At 72.8% G+C, this 19,745-nt stretch carries 18 protein-coding genes and 1 tRNA gene; 9 read left to right on the top strand and 10 right to left on the bottom strand.

The window, feature by feature from the left end:
• Positions 1-217: 217 nt before the first annotated feature.
• Positions 218-1,114 (top strand): DivIVA domain-containing protein, encoded by an 897-nt coding sequence (locus tag BMW99_RS01510; RefSeq protein ID WP_075016078.1) that lies wholly within the window; start codon positions 218-220, stop codon positions 1,112-1,114.
• Between the two features lie 209 nt (positions 1,115-1,323).
• On the opposite strand, the gene BMW99_RS01505 is transcribed toward BMW99_RS01510, so the two are convergent.
• On the bottom strand, positions 1,324-2,655 hold the full coding sequence (locus BMW99_RS01505; RefSeq protein ID WP_069464967.1) for a sensor histidine kinase: 1,332 nt from the start codon (positions 2,653-2,655) through the stop codon (positions 1,324-1,326).
• A 181-nt stretch (positions 2,656-2,836) separates the two neighbouring features.
• Between BMW99_RS01505 and ppc the strand changes: the two genes are divergently transcribed.
• Positions 2,837-5,578 (top strand): phosphoenolpyruvate carboxylase, encoded by a 2,742-nt coding sequence (gene ppc / locus BMW99_RS01500; protein ID WP_069464966.1) that lies wholly within the window; start codon positions 2,837-2,839, stop codon positions 5,576-5,578.
• Positions 5,579-5,671: 93 nt separating this feature from the next.
• On the opposite strand, the gene BMW99_RS01495 is transcribed toward ppc, so the two are convergent.
• Entirely contained in the window at positions 5,672-6,274 is a 603-nt protein-coding gene (locus BMW99_RS01495) for a TetR/AcrR family transcriptional regulator (protein ID WP_069464969.1), read from the bottom strand.
• An 85-nt stretch (positions 6,275-6,359) separates the two neighbouring features.
• On the bottom strand, positions 6,360-7,352 hold the full coding sequence (locus BMW99_RS01490) for an acyl-CoA desaturase (protein WP_069464965.1): 993 nt from the start codon (positions 7,350-7,352) through the stop codon (positions 6,360-6,362).
• A gap of 249 nt (positions 7,353-7,601) precedes the next feature.
• Here BMW99_RS01490 and BMW99_RS01485 point away from each other — a divergent pair.
• The 6 genes from BMW99_RS01485 to BMW99_RS01460 all read left to right on the top strand — a co-directional run bounded on the left by BMW99_RS01485 (position 7,602) and on the right by BMW99_RS01460 (position 12,516).
• A tRNA-Gln gene (locus tag BMW99_RS01485) sits at positions 7,602-7,673 on the top strand.
• 119 nt (positions 7,674-7,792) lie between these two features.
• Complete coding sequence (gene glmU, locus BMW99_RS01480) at positions 7,793-9,244, top strand: bifunctional UDP-N-acetylglucosamine diphosphorylase/glucosamine-1-phosphate N-acetyltransferase GlmU (protein WP_075016077.1); 1,452 nt, start codon at positions 7,793-7,795, stop codon at positions 9,242-9,244.
• Between the two features lie 199 nt (positions 9,245-9,443).
• Positions 9,444-10,421 (top strand): ribose-phosphate diphosphokinase, encoded by a 978-nt coding sequence (locus tag BMW99_RS01475; RefSeq protein ID WP_069464963.1) that lies wholly within the window; start codon positions 9,444-9,446, stop codon positions 10,419-10,421.
• 215 nt (positions 10,422-10,636) lie between these two features.
• Positions 10,637-11,266 carry a 50S ribosomal protein L25/general stress protein Ctc gene (locus BMW99_RS01470; protein ID WP_069464962.1) on the top strand — a complete coding sequence of 210 codons (630 nt, stop codon included), beginning with the start codon at positions 10,637-10,639 and terminating at the stop codon, positions 11,264-11,266.
• A 93-nt stretch (positions 11,267-11,359) separates the two neighbouring features.
• The gene (gene pth / locus BMW99_RS01465; protein WP_069464961.1) at positions 11,360-11,962 is read left to right on the top strand and encodes an aminoacyl-tRNA hydrolase; all 603 of its coding nucleotides are present in this window, start codon (positions 11,360-11,362) and stop codon (positions 11,960-11,962) included.
• Between the two features lie 59 nt (positions 11,963-12,021).
• The gene (locus tag BMW99_RS01460) at positions 12,022-12,516 is read left to right on the top strand and encodes a hypothetical protein (protein ID WP_176735567.1); all 495 of its coding nucleotides are present in this window, start codon (positions 12,022-12,024) and stop codon (positions 12,514-12,516) included.
• A 66-nt stretch (positions 12,517-12,582) separates the two neighbouring features.
• Here the strand turns inward: BMW99_RS01460 and BMW99_RS01455 are convergent, their stop codons facing one another.
• Together BMW99_RS01455 and BMW99_RS01450 are read right to left on the bottom strand one after the other, a co-directional pair.
• A complete protein-coding gene (locus BMW99_RS01455) occupies positions 12,583-12,984 on the bottom strand; it encodes a VOC family protein (RefSeq protein ID WP_069464960.1) in 402 nt (133 codons plus the stop codon).
• Positions 12,981-13,811, bottom strand: coding sequence for a trans-aconitate 2-methyltransferase (locus BMW99_RS01450; RefSeq protein WP_069464959.1), 831 nt, complete (start codon positions 13,809-13,811; stop codon positions 12,981-12,983). Before BMW99_RS01450 ends, BMW99_RS01455 begins: the two co-directional genes overlap by 4 nt.
• Before the next feature lie 148 nt (positions 13,812-13,959).
• On the opposite strand from BMW99_RS01450, the gene BMW99_RS01445 reads away from it, so the two are divergent.
• The gene (locus BMW99_RS01445) at positions 13,960-14,457 is read left to right on the top strand and encodes a MarR family winged helix-turn-helix transcriptional regulator (protein ID WP_069464958.1); all 498 of its coding nucleotides are present in this window, start codon (positions 13,960-13,962) and stop codon (positions 14,455-14,457) included.
• Here BMW99_RS01445 and BMW99_RS01440 read toward each other — a convergent pair.
• The 5 genes from BMW99_RS01440 to BMW99_RS01420 all read right to left on the bottom strand — a co-directional run bounded on the left by BMW99_RS01440 (position 14,416) and on the right by BMW99_RS01420 (position 19,611).
• Entirely contained in the window at positions 14,416-15,225 is an 810-nt protein-coding gene (locus BMW99_RS01440; RefSeq protein ID WP_075016075.1) for a response regulator transcription factor, read from the bottom strand. The genes BMW99_RS01445 and BMW99_RS01440 overlap by 42 nt on opposite strands.
• Positions 15,226-15,498: 273 nt before the next feature.
• Positions 15,499-16,647 carry a galactokinase gene (galK, locus tag BMW99_RS01435; protein WP_069462775.1) on the bottom strand — a complete coding sequence of 383 codons (1,149 nt, stop codon included), beginning with the start codon at positions 16,645-16,647 and terminating at the stop codon, positions 15,499-15,501.
• A complete protein-coding gene (gene galE / locus BMW99_RS01430; protein ID WP_069462776.1) occupies positions 16,644-17,627 on the bottom strand; it encodes a UDP-glucose 4-epimerase GalE in 984 nt (327 codons plus the stop codon). The genes galK and galE overlap by 4 nt, the downstream gene beginning before the upstream one ends.
• On the bottom strand, positions 17,624-18,667 hold the full coding sequence (gene galT / locus BMW99_RS01425) for a galactose-1-phosphate uridylyltransferase (protein ID WP_069462777.1): 1,044 nt from the start codon (positions 18,665-18,667) through the stop codon (positions 17,624-17,626). Before galT ends, galE begins: the two co-directional genes overlap by 4 nt.
• A 269-nt stretch (positions 18,668-18,936) precedes the next feature.
• Complete coding sequence (locus BMW99_RS01420) at positions 18,937-19,611, bottom strand: response regulator transcription factor (RefSeq protein WP_069462778.1); 675 nt, start codon at positions 19,609-19,611, stop codon at positions 18,937-18,939.
• Positions 19,612-19,745: the final 134 nt, after the last annotated feature.

Below are 19,745 nucleotides of genomic sequence, written 5' to 3'. Positions count from 1 at the left end.
ACTGCCGCGCACCAGGAGCCGGTCGAGGGGCCGGGTGGAGGACATGTCCTCCACCCGGCCCCCGCGCGTTCCGGCAGGTGGCTGCCTCGCGTCGCCCGGGTAGGAGAAAGGCCGGAGTGTCGTAGCCCGTACAATTCGGGCATAAGCGAAAAATGGGGCAGAGCGCGCGGCCGCACGGCCATGACTCGGACCGGCCCGACGGCGAGGGGCACACGCCATGAGCAGTGACACGACGACCACACCGGATGAAGCGCAGGGGCGGTTCGACACGGTCCGCAGCCGCGGGTACCGGCCGGACCAGGTGGACCGCTTCCTGGACGAACTCTCCGAGGATCGGGACGCCGCGTGGGAGCGCGCGGCCCGGCTGACCGTCCTCGCCAACGAGATGGACGCGGAGTGCACGGCGCTCCGCCGGCAGGTGGACGCGCTGGCCGCGTCCTCGTACGAGTCGCTGGGCCCGGGCGCGGTGGACCTCCTGCGGATGGTGGAGGAGGAGGCGCAGGCCGTACGCGACCGGGCGGACGTGGAGGCGCAGTACGCCAGGGACGCGGCGGACACCGCGCGCCGCACCCTCCAGGACGAGGCCCGCGCGGCCGCGTCGGCGCGGCTGGCCGCGGCCGAGGACGCGGCGCAGGCCGTCCTGGACGAGGCGTGCGGCGAGGCCGCGGAGATCCTGGGCGAGGCCCGCGGCGAGGCCGACGCGGTGCGCGGCGAGGCCGCGGCGGTGGTCGAGGGCGTGCACAGCCGCTTCCGTGAGGAGACCGCCCAGGCGGACGCGGTGCGGCGGGCGCGGCGGGAGGAGCTGGAGCACGAGCTGGCCGAGCGCGAGGCCGGCGTCGACAGCAAGCTCTCCGACCTGCTCGCCGACGCGGAACGGCGCCTCCAGGAGGCGCAGCGCGAGCGCGCCGAGGCGGAGGAGGCGCTGCGCGCGCAGGAGGCCGACGCGGGGGCCCGCGCCACGGCGCTGCTCTCGCAGGCGCGGTCGCACGAGGAGCGCGTGCGGCTCGACGCGGAGCGCACCCTGCGCGAGCACGAGGAGCACCGCGACGAGATCCGGGCCCATCTGGCCCACATCCGCGCGACGCTCGCCGCCCTCACCGGCCGCGAATCCTAGACCTCGCGGCCTGGGGTTCCCTCCCCGCGGGCCACGGTTCGCCCTGCGCGCGCGAAGGCCGGCCCGCGCGGGCGCGCCGCCACCCGCCGGTGGGCCGGGGCGATCGAACAGCCCCCACGGGACGGTGACGGACCGCGGCGCCGCGCGGGGTGATCGCGCCGTTCCCCGCGCCCCTGCGGGGGCGCAACCCCGCGCGCGACGGGAGCGCGTCAAGTGATGGCGGCCTGCAAGGGGATCATCGCGGAGACGCGGAAGCCGCCCTCGGGGGTGGGGCCCGCGGCGAAGCCGCCGCCGTGGGAGGAGACACGTTCCCGCATGCCGAGGAGGCCGTGGCCGCCACTGGGGAGGCGGGTGGGGGCGGACCCGTCCGAGGGGCCGTTGGTGATGAGCACCGCCACCTCGGCCTCGCGGTACGCGAGAAGAACCCGCGCCTTCGCCCCGGCCGCATGCTTGTGCACGTTGGTGAGCGCCTCCTGCACCACCCGGTACACCGTCGCCTCGATCCGCGGCCCGCAGGGCCGCGACTCGCCCTCGACGGCGAGCACCACGCCCATGCCGGCGGCCACCGACTCCTCCACCAGCTCGGCCAGCTGGGCCAGGCAGGGCCCGTCGTCCTCCTCGGCCCCGACCGCCGCGACCACCGACGTCACCACCGCGGCGGCGGCCGCCGCCGGGAGCGGCGCACCCGCCGCCCCCGTCTCCGAAGCCGTGCGCAGCACCCCCAGCATCTGCCGGAGTTCGGTGAGCGCCTGCCGTCCCATGTCGCCCAGCAGTTCCGCGCTCGCGGACGCCTTCTGCGGGTCCTTCAGGGCGACCGCCTTGAGCGCGGCGGCGTGCACCACCATGAGGCTCACCCGGTGTGCGACCACGTCGTGCATCTCGCGGGCGATCCGGGTGCGCTCGTCCGCGCGTGCCCGTTCGGCCCGCTCCTGCGCCTTCTCCGCGAGGAGTTCCAGCTCGCGCTCCAGGCCGTCCGCGCGTTCCCGCAGGCTCTCCACGAGCCGGCGCCTGGCCCGGGCGTAGAGCCCGAGCAGCACCGGCGGCGCGGTCAGGCCGAAGGCCATCAGCGCGGAGACGATCAGCGTCAGCGGCAGCGCCATCGACGTGCCGCCCGAGTCGCGCATGCCGTCCTCGAAGGTGAGGAACGCGACGAGCATGGTGCCGAAGCCGTTCATCGAGGCGAGCGCGACGGTGATCCGCCGCGGCACCTCGGAGGCGGCCAGGGTGTAGAGGCCGACCAGCGAGAGCAGGAACCCCATCTGGGCCGGGCTGACCGCGATGCCGACCAGCACGACCGCCACCGGCCAGCGCCGGCGCAGCAGCAGGACCGTGCCGACCATCAGGCCGACGAACGCGCCCAGCGTCGTCGCGATGCCGGTCTTCTGCGCGAACGTGGCGCCCTCGAACGCGCACTCCAGCGCGGAGACCGCGGCGAGCGTCGCGTCGAAGGCGAGGCTGCGCCGCCTCGGCCACCACCACCAGCCGGACCCGGTCCGTCCTCCTGCCCCGTCGTCCGGTACGTGCGCCCCCGTCGTACTCATGGCGTCCAGCGTAGGCGGTGGCCCGGCCGGTGTACCGGCCCCGTCCGGTGTCCGGCTGGTGGGCGCGCCGTCTCGGCTCGAGGACGGCCACCTATCCTGGTGGGGTCGGACAGCGCGGTCCGCGAGCACGGCCTCGTGCTCCGAAACATCCCGTCCACCATCTGCACAAGGAGCCGCACCTGTGAGCAGTGCCGACACCCCTCCGGACAGCAGTACCGCCCTGCGAGCCGACATCCGCCGCCTCGGGGATCTGCTGGGCGGGACGCTGGTCCGGCAGGAGGGCCAGGAACTCCTCGACCTCGTGGAGAAGGTGCGGGCGCTGACCCGCAGCGACGGTGAGGCCGCGGCCGCCCTGCTGGGCGACACGGACCTGGAGACCGCCGCCAAGCTGGTCCGGGCCTTCTCCACCTACTTCCATCTGGCGAACGTCACCGAGCAGGTGCACCGCGGGCGCGACCTGCGGGCCCGCCGCGCCCAGGAGGGCGGCCTGCTCGCGCAGACCGCCGACCTGCTCAAGGACGGCGACCCCGCACACGTGCGGGAGACGGTGAAGAACCTCAACGTCCGTCCGGTCTTCACCGCCCACCCGACCGAGGCGGCCCGCCGCTCGGTGCTGAACAAGCTGCGGCGGATCGCCGAGCTGCTGGAGCTGAACGAGGGTGGCGTGGAGCCCGGCGGCGACCGGCGGCGCACCGACCTGCGGCTGGCCGAGAACATCGACCTGCTGTGGCAGACCGACGAGCTCCGGGTGGTGCGGCCCGAGCCCGCCGACGAGGCCCGCAACGCGATCTACTACCTGGACGAACTGCACGCCGGTGCGGTCGGCGACGTGCTGGAGGACCTGGCGGCGGAGCTGGAGCGGGTCGGCTTCCCGCTGCCGGCGGAGACCCGCCCGCTGACCTTCGGCACCTGGATCGGCGGCGACCGCGACGGCAACCCGAACGTGACCCCGCAGGTCACCTGGGACGTGCTGATCCTCCAGCACGAGCACGGCATCACCGACGCCCTGGAGCTGGTCGACGTCCTGCGCGGGGCGCTGTCGAACTCCATCCGCAACTCCGGTGCCGGCCAGGAGCTGCTGGACTCGCTGTCGGACGACCTGGTGGCGCTCCCGGAGATCAGCCCGCGCTACAAGCGGCTGAACGCCGAGGAGCCGTACCGGCTGAAGGCGACCTGCGTGCGCCAGAAGCTGGTGAACACCCGGGACCGCCTGGCCGGCGGCACTCCGCACGTCCCCGGCCGCGACTACCTGGGCACCTCGGGGCTGATCAAGGACCTGCAGCTGATCCAGGACAGCCTGCGGGCGCACCGCGGCGGCCTGATCGCGGACGGCCGGCTGGACCAGACGATCCGCACCCTGTCGGCGTTCGGCCTGCAGCTCGCCACGATGGACGTGCGCGAGCACGCCGAGGCGCACCACCACGCGCTCGGGCAGCTCTTCGACCGGCTCGGCGAGGAGTCCTGGCGGTACTCCGACATGCCGCGCGACTACCGCAGGAAGCTGCTGGCCAAGGAGCTGCGGTCGCGGCGGCCGCTCGCGCCGACGCCGGCCCCGCTGGACGCGGCGGGCGCCAAGACCCTCGGCGTCTTCCACACCATCGGCGAGGCCTTCGAGCGCTTCGGACCCGAGGTGGTGGAGTCGTACATCATCTCCATGTGCCTGGGCTCCGACGACGTGTTCGCGGCGGCGGTGCTGGCCCGCGAGGCGGGGCTGATCGATCTCCACGCGGGCCTGGCGAAGATCGGCATCGTGCCGCTGCTGGAGACCACCGACGAGCTGCGGATCGCGGACAAGCTGCTCGACGAGATGCTCTCCGACCCCTCGTACCGGCGGCTGGTGTCGCTGCGCGGGGACGTGCAGGAGGTCATGCTCGGCTACTCCGACTCCTCGAAGTTCGGCGGCATCACCACCTCGCAGTGGGAGATCCACCGGGCGCAGCGGCGGCTGCGCGACGTGGCGCACCGGCACGGGGTGCGGCTGCGGCTGTTCCACGGCCGCGGCGGCACCGTCGGCCGCGGCGGCGGCCCGTCGCACACCGCGGTCCTGGCGCAGCCGTGGGGCACGCTGGAGGGCGAGATCAAGGTGACCGAGCAGGGCGAGGTCATCTCCGACAAGTACCTGATCCCGTCGCTGGCCCGGGAGAACCTGGAGCTGACGGTCGCGGCGACGCTCCAGGCCTCGGCGCTGCACACCGCGCCGCGGCAGTCCGACGAGGCGCTGACGCGCTGGGACGGGGCGATGGACATCGTGTCCGAGGCGGCGCACGCCGCCTACCGGACGCTGGTGGAGGACCCCGACCTGCCGCCGTACTTCTTCGCGTCGACGCCCGTCGACCAGCTCGGCGAGCTGCACCTGGGGTCGCGGCCGTCGCGCCGCCCCGACTCGGGCGCGGGCCTGGACGGGCTGCGGGCCATCCCGTGGGTGTTCGGCTGGACGCAGTCCCGGCAGATCGTGCCGGGCTGGTTCGGTGTCGGCTCCGGCCTGAAGGCGGCACGCGAGGCGGGCCTGGACGGCGTGATCGCCGAGGCGTTCGAGCAGTGGCACTTCTTCCGCAACTTCCTGTCCAACGTCGAGATGACGCTGGCCAAGACGGACCTGCGGATCGCCCGCCACTACGTGGACACCCTGGTGCCCGACGAGCTGAAGCACGTCTTCGCGACGATCGAGGCGGAGCACGACCTGACCGTGCAGGAGGTGCTGCGGATCACCGGGGAGAGCGAGCTGCTCGCCGCGAGCCCGGTGCTGTCGCAGACGTTCCGGATCCGGGACCAGTACCTGGACCCGATCTCGTATCTGCAGGTGACGCTGCTGGCCCGGCAGCGGGCGGCGGCCGCGGCGGGTGAGACGCCCGACCCGCTGCTGTCGCGGGCGCTGCTGCTGACCGTCAACGGGGTCGCGGCCGGCCTGCGCAACACCGGCTGACCCCGCCGCCCGCGCGGCGCGGGCGGTACGGCCGACGCCCGGTGGCACCGGTGGGAACCGGTGCCACCGGGCGTCGGTGCGTGCGGGGGGCCGTCAGCTCTTGCGGTGGCCGATCAGCCGCGGACGGGGCTCCAGGCCGGACAGGCCGTTCCACGACAGGTTGACCAGGTGGGAGACGACCTCGGCCTTGCCGGGGCGCTGGGCGTCCAGCCACCACTGGCCGGTGAGGGCCACCATGCCGACGAGCGCCTGCGCGTAGAGCGGCGCGAGCTTGGCGTCGAAGCCGCGCTGGGTGAACTCGTGCCCGAGGATGTCCTCGACCTGGGTGGCGATGTCGCTGATCAGCGACGCGAAGGTGCCGGTGGACTGGGCGACGGGCGAGTCCCGCACCAGGATGCGGAACCCGTCGGTGTACTGCTCGATGTAGTCGAGGAGCGCGAACGCGGCCTGCTCCAGCAGCTCCCGGGGGTGCCCCCCGGTGAGCGCGCCGGTGACCATGTCCAGCAGGCGGCGCATCTCGCGGTCCACCACGACGGCGTAGAGGCCTTCCTTGCCGCCGAAGTGCTCGTAGACGACCGGCTTGGACACGCCGGCGGTGTGCGCGATCTCCTCGACGGAGGTGCCCTCGTAGCCGCGCTCGGCGAAGAGCACCCGGCCCACGTCGAGCAGCTGCTCGCGCCGTTCCTTGCCGGTCATGCGGACCCGTCGCGCGCGCCGCGCCGACGGGCCCGCCGTACCGGTGGCCGTCCCCCGTGCGTTGTTGCCGTCGCTCACCTGTCCATCATGCCGCTTTCTGCACGGCGTCCTGGCGGCGGGAGGCGATACGTTCGGCGTCCGGCCAGCGGACGTCGGTGGCCCAGCCGGCCATCTCGAACCAGCGGATGATGCGGGCGCTGGAGTCGATCTGGCCGCGGAGCACGCCGTGGCGCGCGGCGGTGGGGTCGGCGTGGTGGAGGTTGTGCCACGACTCGCCGCAGGAAAGGACCGCCAGCCACCACACGTTGCCGGACCGGTCGCGGGACTTGAACGGGCGCTTGCCGACCGCGTGGCAGATCGAGTTGATGGACCACGTGACGTGGTGCAGAAGAGCCACCCGGACGAGCGAACCCCAGAAGAACGCGGTGAACGCGCCGTACCACGACATGGTGGCCAGACCGCCGACGAGCGGCGGGATCAGCAGGGAGATCGCGGTCCACAGCCAGAAGTCGCGGGAGACGCGGCGGATGGCCGGGTCCTTGATCAGGTCGGGGGCGTACTTCTGCTGGGAGGTCTGCTCCTCGTCGAAGAGCCAGCCCATGTGCGCCCACCACAGGCCCTTCATCAGGGCCGGCAGCGTCTCGCCGTAGCGCCAGGGGCTGTGCGGGTCGCCCTCCGCGTCGCTGAACTTGTGGTGCCGGCGGTGGTCGGCGACCCAGCGCACGATCGGGCCCTCGACGGCCATCGAGCCGGCGATGGCCAGCGCGATCTTCAGCGGCCGCTTCGCCTTGAACGAGCCGTGGGTGAAGTGCCGGTGGAAGCCGATCGTGATGCCGTGGCAGCCCAGGAAGTACATGCCGACCATCAGGCCGAGGTCCAGCCAGCTCATCCCGTGGCCCCAGGCCAGCGGGACCGCCGCGACCAGGGCGACGAACGGGATGCAGATGAACAGGAGCAGGGCGAGCTGCTCGATGGACCGCTTGCTCTCGCCGCCGCGTGTGGCGAGGGGATCCTGCGGATCCTGCCCCGAGGGCCCGGGTTCCCGGGACTCGGTGATCACGTCCGTTTGTGTGGTCATGTCTGTCCCTTGTCGGCTGTCGTGGGGGCTGGTGGTGGCGTGTGCCACGGAACCTACGGCTCCGTAAGTATTGCAGCGGCGCCTGCCAGGGCAACAGGACCACGCGAGGTAAGGCATGCCTGACCGGTGCGTGACCGGTGCTGCCCGATGTCTACCCCGGATCACCGTCGCGCCCACCCCCGCCCGTACGGCATGATGGGGTCGACCAGCCCGGCAGGGCCCGACGACGGGCCCGGGACGTCGAGTTGATCCGCCGTGGTGTAATTGGCAGCACTGGGGCTTTTGGTGCCTTAAGTCCGGGTTCGAGTCCTGGCGGCGGAGCAGTCGATCCGGTGGCGTCGGCGCCGGTGAACCCCCGGTACAGCACCTCGGTATCCTGCGGGTGTCAAGCACCCGAAATCCTCCGGGTGTCAAGCACCCGAAGCCGAGGAGTCTCCCCCGTGAGCCCGAATCGTCCGGCTGCCGTCGTCATCCTCGCCGCGGGTGAGGGCACTCGCATGAAGTCGGCCACCCCGAAGGTCCTGCACGCGATCAGCGGCCGCTCGCTGGTCGGCCACGTCGTGGCCGCCTCCCGCGCGCTCGACCCCGAGCACCTGGTGGTCGTCGTGGGCCACGCCCGTGAGCAGGTCGGCGAGCACCTGGCCGGACTGGACCCGCAGGCGCTGACCGCGGTGCAGCACGAGCAGAACGGCACCGGGCACGCGGTCCGCGTCGCCCTGGACGAGGCGGCCCGGCAGGGCCTCGTGCTCGACGGCACGCTGGTCGTCACCTACGGCGACACCCCGCTGCTGACCGCCGAGACGCTGGCCACCCTGGTCCGGCTGCACGAGCAGGACGGCAACGCGGTCACCGTGCTCACCGCGCAGGTCCCGGACCCGACGGGCTACGGGCGGATCATCCGCGCCGCCGACGGCCAGGTCACCGAGATCGTGGAGCAGAAGGACGCCAGCGTCGCCCAGCAGGCCATCACGGAGATCAACTCCGGGGTGTACGCGTACGACGCGACGCTGCTGGCCGAGGCGCTGGGCAAGGTGACCACCGACAACTCGCAGGGTGAGGAGTACCTCACCGACACCCTCGCGATCCTGCGCGAGGCCGGCCACCGGGTGGGCGCGTTCACCGCCGCCGACCACCGGGAGATCGCGGGCGTGAACAACCGGGTGCAGCTCGCCGAGGCCCGCCGGGTGCTCAACGACCGGCTGCTGCACCAGGCCATGCTGGACGGCGCGACCATCGTCGACCCGGCCAGCACCTGGGTCGACGCCGACGTGGTCTTCACGCCCGACTGCGTGATCCACCCCAACACCCAGCTGCGCGGCGCCACCGCGATCGGCGCCGCCGCCGAGGTCGGCCCGAACTGCACGCTCACCGACACCTCGGTCGGCGCCGGCGCCAAGGTCTCCAACACCGTCGCGGACCAGGCCGAGATCGGTGACGAGGCCAGCGTCGGCCCGTTCGCCTACCTGCGCCCCGGCACCCGGTTGGGCCTGAAGGCCAAGGCCGGTACGTACGTCGAGATGAAGAACGCCACGATCGGCGAGGGCACCAAGGTCCCGCACCTGAGCTATGTGGGCGACGCCACCATCGGCGAGTACACCAACATCGGCGCGGCCAGCGTCTTCGTGAACTACGACGGCGAGGCCAAGCACCACACGACCATCGGCAGTTACTGCAAGACCGGCTCGGACAACATGTTCGTGGCGCCGGTCGTCGTCGGGGACGGCGCGTACACCGCGGCCGGCTCGGTGATCACCAAGGACGTGCCGGCCGGCTCGCTCGCGGTGGCCCGCGGCCAGCAGCGGAACATCGAGGGCTGGGTCGCCCGCAAGCGCCCCGGCAGTGCCGCTGCGCAGGCGGCCGACCGCGCAGCGCAGGCACACCCCGAGGACTGACCGACGACTGACCGACGACTGACCAGGACTGACACGCGAACCGAGTGAGGGTCGTCTCACTCGGTGGTCAGCACCACCTCCGAGGTGCACAGGTGCAGCGGATGGGGCGTACCGTGTGGGGTGCACACAATTCCGCCAGCTCGCCCAACTCCGGGCGACGCTGTGTCGAACACCAGTCGAACACCAAGGAGACGGTGCAGTGACCGGGATCAAGACGACCGGTGAGAAGAAGATGATGTTCTTCTCCGGCCGCGCCCACCCCGATCTGGCGGAGGCGGTGGCACAGGAACTCGACGTGGACCTCGTACCCACCCGCGCCTTCGACTTCGCCAACGGCGAGATCTACGTGCGGTTCGAGGAGTCGGCCCGCGGCGCCGACTGCTTCCTCATGCAGAGCCACACCAGCCCCATCAACCAGTGGGTCATGGAACAGCTGATCATGCTGGACGCTCTGAAGCGGGCCTCCGCGCGGAGCATCACCGTGATCGTGCCGTTCTACGGCTACGCCCGCCAGGACAAGAAGCACCGCGGCCGCGAGCCGATCTCGGCCCGCCTGATGGCCGACCTGTTCAAGACCGCGGGCGCCGACCGGATCCTCACGGTCGACCTGCACACCGACCAGATCCAGGGCTTCTTCGACGGCCCGGTGGACCACCTGTTCGCGCTGCCGGTGCTCGCCGACTACGTGGGCTCGAAGGTCGACCGCTCCAAGCTGACGATCGTCTCGCCGGACGCCGGCCGGGTCCGCGTCGCCGACCGCTGGTGCGACCGGCTGGGCGCGCCGCTGGCCATCGTGCACAAGCGCCGCGACCCGAACATCGCCAACGAGGTGAAGGTCCACGAGGTCGTCGGCGACGTCAAGGGCCGCGTCTGCGTGCTGGTCGACGACATGATCGACACCGGCGGCACGATCTGCGCCGCCGCCGACGCGCTGTTCGCCAACGGCGCCGAGGACGTCATCGTGACGGCCACCCACGGCGTGCTCTCCGGCCCGGCCGCGGACCGGCTGAAGAACTCCAAGGTCAGCGAGTTCGTGCTGACGGACACGCTGCCCACGCCGCAGCAGCTGAACCTCGACAAGATCACCGTGCTGTCGATGGCGCCGATCATCGCCAACGCGGTCCGCGAGGTCTTCCAGGACGGCTCGGTGACCAGCCTCTTCGAGGACGGCCACTGATCCGCCGGGTCTGACGGGCTGATCGATTTCGTCCGGGGCCTTCCTGCCGGTTACGCTGTCCGCGTTGCTCGGCGAGGGAGGCCCCGGACGTGTGTCCGGACCCGGTCCTCCGTTATCGACGCGCTCCTCGTAGGAGAACGGCCTGTCGTGGGTCGGGCGACCGCCCCTGATTCCGACGTCCAGCGGACGTCCCCGTTCACGAGGAGTTGAGCACCATGGCCGAGGTCAAGATCGCCGCCGAGCCCCGTACCGAGTTCGGCAAGGGCGCCGCCCGCCGCGTGCGCCGCGCCAACCAGGTCCCCGCCGTCATCTACGGTCACGGCGCCGACCCGAAGCACGTCTCCATCCCCGGCCACGAGCTGCTGCTCGCGCTGCGTACGCCGAACGTGCTGATCTCCCTGGAGATCGGCGGCAAGTCCGAGCTGGTCATCCCCAAGGCCGTGACCCGTGACCCGCTGAAGGGCTTCCTGGAGCACGTCGACCTGCTGTCGGTCAAGCGCGGCGAGAAGGTCACCGTCGAGATCCCGGTCGCCACCGAGGGCGAGCTGGCCCCCGGCGGCAACCTGCTGGAGCACGTCCTCGCGGCCCTGCCGGTCGAGGCCGAGGCCACCCACATCCCCGAGGGCGTCACCGTCTCCGTCGAGGGCCTGGAGGCCGGCGCCTCCATCCTCGCCAAGGACATCGAGCTGCCCAAGGGCACCACCCTGGCGGTCGACGAGGACGCGGTCGTCATCCAGGTCGTGGCCGCGCAGGTCGAGGCCGAGGAGACCGGGGAAGAGGGCGCCGAGGGCGAAGAGGCGGCCGTGGCCGTCGAGGGCGAGTCCGAGGAAGCCGCCGAGGCCTGATCCTCGTACGCACCACCGCTGCACCGCAGCACCCGTCCGCCGTCGTACCCTCCTGGGTGCGGCGGCGGCCGCATGTCCGAGACGGAGACGTGGATGAGCACCCCCCTGAGCAGCACCGAGCCCTGGATGGTCGTGGGCCTGGGCAACCCCGGGCCCGAGTACGCGGGCAACCGGCACAACATCGGCTTCATGGTCGCCGACCTGCTCGCCGAGCGGATCGGCGGCACGTTCAAGCGCTCCGGCAAGGCGCAGGCCCAGGTGCTGGAGGGCCGGATCGGCCCGCCGGGGCCGGCGAGCCGGCGGGTGGTGCTGGCCAAGCCGATGGCGTGGATGAACCTGTCCGGCGGCCCGGTGACCGCGCTGAAGGACTTCTACAAGGTCCCGACCGACCGGATCATCGCCGTCCACGACGAGCTGGACATCGACTTCGGCACCCTGCGGCTCAAGCTCGGCGGCGGCGACAACGGCCACAACGGGCTGAAGTCGATCACCAAGTCGCTGGGCGCGAACTACCTGCGGGTGCGGGCCGGCATCGGCCGTCCGCCGGGCCGGATGGACGTGGCCGCGTTCGTGCTGAAGGACTTCGGCTCGGCGGAGCGCAAGGACCTCGACTGGTTCGTGGACCGGGCCGCCGACGCCGTCGAGGCGCTCGTCAGCGACGGCCTGGAGCGGGCGCAGGGCGCGTACAACAGCTGAACCGGTCGCCGCCCGCCCGAGGTTGACCGGACGGCATGCCATGGCCAAAGATCGCCCGCATGGTCAAGAGGAGCCGTTCACGCCGGGCCGCCGAGGGAGCGTGGGGGCTGGTGCTGCTCGCCCGCGTACTGGGGATCGGCGCGCTCGCCGCGCTGATCCTGGCCTCGGGCGCCTGGGCCTCCTGGCGGACCGCCCAGCACGTGATGCTCACCAAGGGCCACGACCGCGGCACGGTGACGCTCGCCGCGTGCGGTGACTCCAGCTGCACGGGGCCGTTCGCGCCGGAGGGCGCGGCCACCGCCCGCCCGAAGGTGACGGTCAGCCTGCCGGTCCGGCACCACGTCGGCGAGAAGGTGCCGGTGGTCATCGAGCCCGGCACCGACACCGGGGTGCGGGCCGGACTCGGCGGGGTGCTGTTCGCCTGGGTGCCGCTGGGCGGCGCGCTGCTGCTGGCCGCGGTCGTGGTCGGCGGCGGGATGCGGATGCCGCGCACCGCCTGGACTCTCGCGGCCGCCGGCGCGGCACTGCTGGGCGGGGCGTTCCTGACGCTGTAGGGGCCGGGGCGCCCGGCGCGGGAGGGGCCCGGCCGGCGGCCGGGCCCCTCGCGGTGCGTCAGACGGTCACCGCGACGGTGGCGGTTCCGGCGATGCCGGCGGTGCCATCGCGACGGCTTCCAGGAACTCCAGGCGGTTGCCGACCGGGTCCTGACTGTAGAAGCGCAGGTGGCCCGGCAGGTCGTAGTCCCAGACGACCTTCGCGCCCTTCTCCGTCAGGTGCTTGGCGTAGCCGTGGATGTCGGTGACCCGCAGGCCCGGGTGGGCCTTGCGGGCCGGCCGGAAGTCCTCCTCGATGCCCAGGTGCAGCACCGCGGAGCCGGCGCCGAACCAGCACCCTCCGCGTCCGGCGAGCACCGGCGGCTTGGCGAGTTCGGTCATCCCCAGCACCCCGGTGTAGAAGGCCCGCAGCTCCTTCTCGCTGCCGGGCGGCGCGGCGAGCTGGACGTGGTCGACGGCGGCGATCATGCCTGCGGCTCCTGGGGGGTGCGTGCGACCGCGAAGATGCGGCGGAACGGGAAGACGGTGCCGTGCGGGCCCGCCGGGTACGCCTTGCGCAGCAGATCGCGGTACTGGGAGACGAACTCGGTGCGGCCCGCCGGGTCGTCGGCCATCGCGGTCAGCACCGGCCGCAGCGCGGTGCCCTTCGTCCAGTCCAGCACCGGGTCCTCGCCCTGCAGCAGCTGGACGTAGGTGGTCTCCCAGACGTCGACGACCTCGCAGCCCAGCTCGGTCAGCCGTTCCAGGTAGTCGGCGGGGCTGAGGATGTGGACGTAGCGGCGGCCGTGCCCGTCCAGCCGGGTGCGCCAGCGGGGGCTGTCGCACAGCTCGGCGAGCAGGGCGTGGCTGGGGGCGGTGAAGTTCCCGGGGACCTGGAAGGCGAAGGTGCCGCCGGGGGCGGTGTGCTCCAGCCACGCGGGGAAGCGGTCGGCGTGCCCGGGCACCCACTGCAGGGCGGCGTTGGACACGATCAGGTCGAAGGTCTCCTCGGGGGTCCACTCGGCGGCGTCGGCCGGACGGAAGTCCAGGGTGCCGCCGCCCGCCGTGGGGCCCGCGTAGTGCTCGGCGGCGGCCAGCATCTCCCGCGAGCTGTCGTATCCGGTGATCCGTGCGCCGGGCCAGCGGTCGGCGAGCAGCGTGGTCACGTTGCCGGGGCCGCAGCCGATGTCGGCTATCCGCGGCGAGGCGCCGCCGGGCAGGTCGGTGATCCGGGTGAGCAGGTCGAGAAAGGGGCGGGTGCGGTGGGTGGAGTGCCGGAGATACTGTTGCGGGTCCCACGTCGGAGCTGCTTGCATCGTTCGTACTCCCTGGGGGGGTTCGGAAGCCGCCGGCCACACAGCGGAATCGGGCCCGCCGCTTGTGCGGCCCTCTGATTCCAGACTCCACCGCCAGGTATCTTGATGTCAAGAGACTTCATGTCGACAGACCTATTACACTGATCCCATGGAGGACGAGGTCGACCGGCTGGTCGCTGCATGGCGCCGCGAGCGCCCCGACCTCGACGTGGAGCCGCTGGAGGTGCTCAGCCGGGTCAGCCGGCTCGCACGCCACCTGGACCGGGCACGACGGCTGGCGTTCGCCGAGCACAGCCTGGAGCCCTGGGAGTTCGACGTCCTGACGTCGCTGCGCCGCGCGGGCGCCCCCTACCAGCTCTCCCCGGGGCAGTTGCTCACCCAGACGCTGGTGACCTCGGGCACCATGACCAACCGCATCGACCGGCTGGCGAAGAAGGGCCTGGTCGAGAGGCTGCCCGACCCCAGCGACCGGCGCGGGGTACTGGTCCGGCTCACCGGCGAGGGCCGGGACCGCGCGGACCAGGCGCTGGCCGGTCTGCTCGCCCAGGAGCGGGCCATCCTGGGCGAGCTGAGCGAGGGTCAGCGCCTCGAACTGGCGGGACTGCTACGACAGTTGACCGCGCCGTTCGACAACGTCCCCAGCTGAGGGGACGAGTTCCACCGGGCCCACCCCGGCCCTGCGGGCCAGCGCGACGGCGGCCAGCGTGCTGTGCACGCCGAGCTTGCCCAGCACGTTCTGCATGTGCGTGCGGACCGTGTGCGGCGACAGGAACAGCCGCTCGGCGACCGCCTTGCGGCCGAGGCCGGCCACCATGCAGCGCAGCACCTCCTGCTCGCGCGGGGTCAGCGACTCCACCAGCCGCTCGCTCTCGGTGCGGTTGCGGCGCGCGGCGGTCAACTCCCGCAGCACACCGGTCAGCAGAGCCGGCGGCAGGTGCGTCTCGTCGCGCAGCACGCCGCGCACCACGGCCAGCAGCCGGGACAGCGAGCAGTCCTTGGCGACCCAGCCGGACGCGCCGGCCTGCAGCGCGCGGGCGGCGCGCAGCGGGTCGTCCCGCTCGGCCAGCACGACGGTACGCGTGCCCGGATGCTCGGCGCGGACCCGTTCCACCAGCGCCAGGCCGTCCATGACGGGATCGCGCGGCTCCAGCGGGCGGGCGGCCCCGTCCCGGGTGGTCAGCGGCGGCACCGCGGCCAGCGCGACGGCCGGGCGCGGTCCCGCGCCCAGGTCGGCGTCGACGAGGAGCACGTCGTAGCGCCGGTTGTCGACCGCGGCGCGGTCCAGGCAACGCTGCGCGGCGGGCCCTGAGCCCGCGGCGGAGACGTCGACATCAGGCTCGGCCGCGAGTGCGGCGGCCAGCGACTCGGCGAAGATGCGGTGATCGTCGACGACGAGAACGCGGATTCTTCCCACGGAACACCACTTTCCCGGTACAGGGCATCCCCCAGTGGCGGTGGGGCGCTGCTCGCGTGGGATCCGGCACCCGGTCCGGGACCGCCGTCCCAGCCGGGTGCCGAACCCCTTGCGTCTCGCCCCCTGATGAGCACCGGCCCCCACCGGCGCTGTGGGAAAAGAGTAGGGGTTCGGCGGCGAATAGGAACCGTCTTGCCGGAAGTTACCGGCCTGTTCTTCCGCGCTTCGCCAGTGGTCTGTACCAGTAGACTGGTCCCGGACCAGCGTAAAGGATCACCACAGGCGGTGCGCGCCGGGCCCCGGAACCGTCGCGAACTGCCGGACCTGCGGCAGTGCTTCGGCCACCGCCGCGGCGACCGCGGTCTCGTCCGCCTCCTCCACCAGCACGATGACCGAGCCGCCGAAACCGCCGCCGGTCATCCGCGCGCCGAGCGCGCCGGCCGCCAGCGCGGTGTCCGCCACCAGGTCCAGCTCGGGGCAGGACACCTGGAAGTCGTCGCGCAGCGAGGCGTGTCCGGCGGTCAGCACCGGGCCGATCTCGCGGGTGCGGCCCGCGTCCAGCAGTTCCAGCACCTCCTCGACGCGGTGGTTCTCGGTGACCACGTGCCGGGTCAGCCGGCGCAGCCGGTCGTCCGGCAGCGCGGCCAGCGCCGCGTCGAGGCCGTCGAAGTCGACGTCCCGCAGCGCGGTCAGCCCGAGCGCGGCCGCGGCGGCCTCGCAGCCGGCGCGCAGCTCGCCGTAGGCGCCGTCGGCGTGCGCGTGCTTGACCCGGGTGTCGCACACCAGCAGCCGCAGCCCCTCGGCCGCCAGGTCGAACGGCACCTGCCGCTGGGCGAGTCCGCGCACGTCGAGGTGGAGCGCGTGGCCCTCGGTGCAGCAGGCGGACGCGGTCTGGTCCATGACGCCGACCGGCGCGCCCACGTAGGTGTTCTCCGACGACTGGCACAGCAGCGCCAGTTCCTGCCGCGACACGCCCTGCACGCCGTGCAGTTCGGTCAGCGCCAGTGCGGTGACGACCTGCAGCGCCGCCGAGGAGGACAGGCCGCCGCCGACCGGGACGGTGCTGTCGTAGTGGATGTCCGCGCCGCCGATCGGGTACCCGGCCTCGCGCAGCGTCCACAGCACGGCCGCCGGGTAGCGGGCCCAGCCCCCGGTGGTGCCGGGCGCCAGGTCGGCGATCCGCAGCTCGACGACGCCGCCTTCCTCGCCCTCCATGTTCGCCGAGTGCAGCCGCAGCACCCCGTCGTCGCGGCGGGCGACCGCCGCGCGGGTGGCGTGCGGCAGCGCGAACGGCATGACGTGGCCGTCGTTGTAGTCGGTGTGCTCGCCGATCAGGTTGACCCGGCCCGGTGCCGACCAGGCGCCCTCGGGCGCCCGGCCGAAGACGTTCTTGAACGCGATCTCGAACGCGGCGTCGGTCATCGTGCGCCGTCCTCCCCTGCTGCGTTGGCGAAGTTCCATGCGTCGCGGATGATCTCCACGAGGTCGGTGCGGCGCGGCTGCCAGCCCAGCCGCTGCCGGGCGCGTTCGGCGGAGGCGACCAGGACCGCGGGGTCGCCGGCCCGGCGCGGCTCGACGGTCGCCGGGATCGGGTGGCCGGTCACCGTGCGGGCGGCCTCCACGACCTCCCGCACGGAGAAGCCGTTGCCGTTGCCGAGGTTGCAGATGAGGTGCTCGCCGGCCGGCGCCTTGTCCAGCGCGAGCAGGTGGGCCTCGGCGAGGTCGGCGACGTGGATGTAGTCGCGCAGGCAGGTGCCGTCCGGCGTCGGGTAGTCGTCGCCGAACATCGACACCGACGCGCGGCGCCCCTGGGCGACCTGGAGCACCAGCGGGATCAGGTGCGACTCGGGATCGTGCCGCTCGCCGTGACGCCCGTACGCGCCGGCCACGTTGAAGTAGCGCAGCGAGACCGCGGACAGGCCGTGCGCGGCGCACTCGGAGGCGATCATGTGGTCGACGGCGAGCTTGGTCGCGCCGTAGGGGTTGGTCGGCGCGGTGCGCGCGTCCTCGGTGATCGGCACCTCGTCCGGCTCGCCGTAGGTGGCGGCGGTGGACGAGAAGACCAGCGTGCGCACCCCGGACTCCCGCATGGCGGCCAGCAGTTCGAGGGTGCCGGCGACGTTGTTGCGCCAGTACTTCTCGGGGTTCGCGACCGACTCGCCGACCTGCGAGGACGCGGCGAAGTGCAGCACCGCGTCGTAGGAGCCGTCGAGCACCTTGGCCGCGTCCTGGATGCGGCCCTCGACGAAGCGGGCGCCCTCGGGGACACCGGCCCGGAAGCCGGTGGACAGGTCGTCGAGGACGGTGACCTGGTGGCCGGCCTCCAGCAGGTGGGCGGCGACCACGCCGCCGACGTAACCGGCGCCGCCGGTGACCAGGAGCTTCTTCGGGGGGGTGGTCACGTGCTCGCTACCTCTCGCAGTCGCTGGGCCGCGGACTCCGGGGGAACGTCGTTGACGAAGGCGCTCATGCCCGACTCCGAGCCCGCGAGGAACTTCAGCTTGCCCGACGTCCGGCGGATGGTGAAAAGTTCCAGATGGAGGGCGAAGTCACGCCGGTCGGCCGTGCCGAACGGCGCCTGGTGCCAGCCGGAGATGTACGGGGTGGGCGGCTGGCCCTCGCCGAAGATGCGGTCGAAGCGGCGCAGCAGCTCCAGGTAGATGCCCGGGAACTCGGCCCGCGCGTCCTCGTCCAGCCCCAGCAGGTCCGGCACCCGGCGGTTGGGGTAGAGGTGGACCTCGTAGGGCCAGTGGGCCGCGTAGGGCACGAAGGCGGTCCAGTGCTCGCCCTGCAGCACGATGCGGCGGCCGTCGGCGCGCTCGTCGGCCAGCACCTCGTCGAACAGGTTCCCGCCGGTGCGCTCGCGGTGCTCGGCGACGTTGCGCAGCATCAGGGCGGTGCGCGGGGTGGTGAAGGGGTACGCGTAGATCTGGCCGTGCGGGTGGCCGAGGGTGACGCCGATCTCCTCGCCGCGGTTCTCGAACGGGAAGACCTGGACCACGCCCGGCATCTGGGACAGGTCCTGGGTGCGGTCGGTCCACACGTCCAGCACCAGGCGGGCCCCCGCGGGGCTCAGCGACGCGAACGAGGCGTCGTGGTCGGAGGTGAAGCAGACCACCTCGCAGCGGCCCTGGTCGCCGGTGAGGGACGGGAAGCGGTTCTCGAAGACGGCCACCTCGTAGTCCGCCGCGGGGATCTCGCTGAGCCGTCCGTCGCGCGACGGGCACAGCGGGCACTGGTCGGCGGGCGGGTGGTAGGTGCGGCCCTGCCGGTGCGACGCTATCGCGACCGTGTCGCCCAGCAGCCGGTCGACGCGCAGGTCGGAGTCGGTGGAGACGGGTTCGAGCGGGCGCAGGTCGACGGCGTCGCGGACCACCGCGTCTGCGGAGTCGTAGTAGATCAGCTCACGGCCGTCAGCTAGCCGGGTCGTCGTCTTCTTCACCCTGCGGCACCTCACACCCTGCGCACTCAACAGAACCGCACACAATGAATCACAACAGAACAGTTCCGTCAATGCGCGGGGCAGCACGAAGTTCATAGCGGCCAGAGGCGGTCATGGGAAGCCCGGGACGGGCACAACCAAACAAAGCCGAACAGTGATCGAACGGGGCCCCGCGACATGGCGGCTAGGCCCGGGGGCCCGACGGGGGGATCCCGGGCCCAGGGGAGGCGCCCCGGGCCTGGCAGGGGTCCGGGGCCTGACGGAGTGCCTTACGCCCGCTCGCCCGCGGCGCGCTCCAGCAGGCCGGTGCGGGCCGCCAGCGCGGCGGCCTCCAGCCGGGAGCCCACGCCCAGCTTCATCAGTACCCGCTGCACATGGGTGCGGGCCGTGCTGGGCGCTATCCGCATCCCCGCCGCGATCACCCGGGTGTCCTCGCCCTCGGCGACCCTGACCAGCACCTCGACCTCGCGCGGGGTGAGCATCTCCAGCAGCCGCACACCCTCGTCGTCAGGCTGCCGGGCCGGGTTGAGCAGCTCGGCGAACGCGCCCTGCAACAGGCCGGGGGCGACCGCGACCTCACCGGCCCGCGCCTTGGCCATCGCCCGCTCCACGCCCTCGATGCGCTCGTCGTGGCGCACGTAGCCGGACGCGCCGGCGGCGAACGCGGCCGCGATGCCGCGCGGATCGGGCACCGGGCCCAGCACCACCACGGCGACCGCCGGCCGCTCGCGCTTGATCCGCACCACCGGGTCGAACACCCCGGGCTCGGACGGCGCCGCGGTGCCCAGCAGGCACACCTCGGGCGAACGGCTCAGCACGAGTTCGGCCGCGCCGCCGGCCGGAGCGGCCGCGGCCAGCACCCGGTGGCCGCGCAGCTTCAGGGCAGAGGCGAGCGCCTCGGCGAGCAGCCGGTGGTCGTCGACCACGACGAGCCGTAGACCCATGTCGGGAATCCCCAATCCCACCGGAACCCGGACCGCCGCCGGCCCCCGTTCCCCAGTGCATACCGCGGCACGAACGGTTCCAACCATGCCCCCGCACGGATCGCTCCATCCGCCGCGAAGCTACACGTTCCGGG

This window comes from Actinacidiphila rubida, from assembly GCF_900110255.1.
GTDB classification, from domain to species: domain Bacteria; phylum Actinomycetota; class Actinomycetes; order Streptomycetales; family Streptomycetaceae; genus Actinacidiphila; species Actinacidiphila rubida.
This window is presented reverse-complemented; position numbering and strand designations above follow the sequence as displayed.

Coding starts and splice junctions, on each gene's coding strand:
- BMW99_RS01510 (WP_075016078.1), top strand. CDS start 218: ATGAGCAGTGACACGACGACCACACCGGATGAAGCGCAGGGGCGGTTC.
- BMW99_RS01505 (WP_069464967.1), bottom strand. CDS start 2,655: ATGAGTACGACGGGGGCGCACGTACCGGACGACGGGGCAGGAGGACGG.
- BMW99_RS01495 (WP_069464969.1), bottom strand. CDS start 6,274: ATGACCGGCAAGGAACGGCGCGAGCAGCTGCTCGACGTGGGCCGGGTG.
- BMW99_RS01490 (WP_069464965.1), bottom strand. CDS start 7,352: ATGACCACACAAACGGACGTGATCACCGAGTCCCGGGAACCCGGGCCC.
- BMW99_RS01470 (WP_069464962.1), top strand. CDS start 10,637: ATGGCCGAGGTCAAGATCGCCGCCGAGCCCCGTACCGAGTTCGGCAAG.
- pth (WP_069464961.1), top strand. CDS start 11,360: ATGAGCACCCCCCTGAGCAGCACCGAGCCCTGGATGGTCGTGGGCCTG.
- BMW99_RS01460 (WP_176735567.1), top strand. CDS start 12,022: ATGGTCAAGAGGAGCCGTTCACGCCGGGCCGCCGAGGGAGCGTGGGGG.
- BMW99_RS01455 (WP_069464960.1), bottom strand. CDS start 12,984: ATGATCGCCGCCGTCGACCACGTCCAGCTCGCCGCGCCGCCCGGCAGC.
- BMW99_RS01450 (WP_069464959.1), bottom strand. CDS start 13,811: ATGCAAGCAGCTCCGACGTGGGACCCGCAACAGTATCTCCGGCACTCC.
- BMW99_RS01445 (WP_069464958.1), top strand. CDS start 13,960: ATGGAGGACGAGGTCGACCGGCTGGTCGCTGCATGGCGCCGCGAGCGC.
- galK (WP_069462775.1), bottom strand. CDS start 16,647: ATGACCGACGCCGCGTTCGAGATCGCGTTCAAGAACGTCTTCGGCCGG.
- BMW99_RS01420 (WP_069462778.1), bottom strand. CDS start 19,611: ATGGGTCTACGGCTCGTCGTGGTCGACGACCACCGGCTGCTCGCCGAG.